At 63.6% G+C, this 2,058-nt stretch carries 1 protein-coding gene and 2 pseudogenes; 2 read left to right on the forward strand and 1 reads right to left on the reverse strand.

What is annotated here, in order from left to right; all coding sequences use genetic code 11:
* Positions 1 to 195: pseudogene (locus WAW85_RS06635) on the forward strand (cholesterol oxidase); the annotation flags it as partial.
* Between the two features lie 185 nt (positions 196 to 380).
* Here the strand turns inward: WAW85_RS06635 and WAW85_RS06640 are convergent.
* On the reverse strand, positions 381 to 1,661 hold the full coding sequence (locus tag WAW85_RS06640) for a hypothetical protein (protein ID WP_422558840.1): 1,281 nt from the start codon (positions 1,659 to 1,661) through the stop codon (positions 381 to 383).
* Between the two features lie 270 nt (positions 1,662 to 1,931).
* On the opposite strand from WAW85_RS06640, the pseudogene WAW85_RS06645 reads away from it, so the two are divergent.
* Positions 1,932 to 2,058, forward strand: a pseudogene (locus WAW85_RS06645) (GMC oxidoreductase); the annotation flags it as partial.

Here is a 2,058-nt window from a genome sequence, read left to right on the forward strand (position 1 = left end):
AAAGGTGAGGCCGATCCGCGTCCGGCGCAGGGCGCGCCGTACCAGCGGATCAACGCGGTGGCACCGGCTAATCCGGTCGTGCCTGCCGATGCGCCCGGCGCGCTACGGCTGTCGATCACGCCGATCGCCTCGGTGGCGAAGGCGCGGACCGCCGCGTCGGAGACCGCCGCGCGCGAAGGCACTAGCGTCGACTAAGCCTCGCTGGCACTGAAGACTCTCTGGCACTGGTTCGGCGACGGAGCGTCGATCCGTTCACCGTGGCCGTTGTGTTTGGGCCGCCGCGCCTCCTGTTTACCGTGGTGACCGAGCGGGCTGAGACTCGCTCTCGTGCGGTGCCTACATCCGCTCGCGTGCTACTCGGCGTGGAAGCGCGGTCGATGTCAGGGAGCGAACCTTATGACCTGATACCCGTGCGTCATTCCGACACGCATGAAGGTGTAGTCCCCGACGATCAGCCCGCAGCTGACCGTGTTGTCGATATCGGTGTGCGTCTGCTGCGACCCATCCTCCGGTGACAGGCTGGCGAAGTTGCCAGATTCGGCACGCACGATTACTGACTTCGGGTAGACGACGCACGCGTCACGCGGGCCCGTCTGCCGCCACAACTCGGAGTACCCGTTGGCGGCATCAAGAGCGAGGAGGACGAACTTGCCGTCGGTCTTCACGGGAACGTACACGCGGTTCGATTCGTTGTCGACGACGATCGAACCGTCGAGCTCACCGGGGAGCGGGATCTTTTTGACTACTGAGCCATCCCGCCACGAGACCAGGTAGAGCATCTCATCGTCGTAGACGATTCCGCGTTCCCCGTCGCCCCCGCGGATCTCGTTGCTCATCAGGATGCCCTGAAGGCTACGGAGTCTCGAGTTGTTCTTGAGAACGGATAGTTCCGCGACCTTCTTACCGGTTCCCGGTTCGACGATAGTCATCTCCGGACCTGATGACACGCCCACGTAGTTGCCGCGCACCTCCGGGTAGCCGTCCAACTGCTGGGCGATCTTTCCGGTGGCCGAATCGAGCACAATGCTTCGGTGAGTCACAACGCTCACCACCACCCACTGCCCGTTGTATGTCGTGGTCTCCACAGTGGCGTCGTCGCAACCCGTGTGATCGATGTTCTCGTGCTCGGCGACCTTCGTGGACCACTTCTCGTCCAGAGTCAATGCATCCCGCACGACGATATTGGTTTGCCACTTCTCCGGCACGATGCCAGCGGCCTCCACGTGTGATCGCGTTCGATAGCCAACGCGCGGGCCATCGGCCGAGTCGAACGCGAAGAAGCCGCATGGACTCTCATCCTTATCGGAGATATTCGTCGAGCCTTTCGATGTTCCGTCAGGAGTGAAGCCGCGCAATCCGACCTGCCCCTGGGAGGTGCTGGCGTTGGGGCCGACCACCACCGCTGCTTGCTTAGATCCGACGATCGCTCGGACCTCTTTCAGGGTCGCGGTCACCTCCCATTGCGCGTCGGTTGGCGCCGCTTCGGTAGTCGAGGCCGACGTCGATGTCGCTGACGGATCGGCTGCACCGGAGCTTTCAGGTGACGATGTCGGAGCGTCGGACGATGAGCAGCCGCTGATCGCCACGGCCGCGGTGGAGACAATGGCCAAGGCGGAAAGGACCGATCGGCGCAGCAAGGTGCGTTGGGAGGCGATTAGCATTGGTTATTTATAGCAGCGACGCGACTCGGCGCAGATCCGTAATTGACGGAGCCACCGGAGAATCCCCCGATCAGAGGACGTTGGAGTGCTAGGCCTGCTGGACGAAGTCTTTGCTGCGGATCAGCAGGAACGGCGCGACGCCGTCGAGCACGGCGACGCTGCCGCTGATCAGGAACGGGTTGTTGAGCGCGCCGGTGAACGATTCGGTGATCGCGTGGCTCAGCTCTGGGCGCGCGGCGGCGGGACCTGCTCCAGGACGCGTTCGGTGTGCCCGAGAACGGTGTGATCGATCCCTACCACCGGGTGTGGGGCTACCCGTCGCTGTTCATCACCGACGGTGCCGCCATCTCGGCCAACTTGGGCGTGAACCCGTCCCTGTCGATCTGCGCGCAGGCCG

The sequence above is a fragment of the Gordonia sp. (in: high G+C Gram-positive bacteria) genome (assembly GCF_049299075.1).
Classification (GTDB): domain Bacteria; phylum Actinomycetota; class Actinomycetes; order Mycobacteriales; family Mycobacteriaceae; genus Gordonia.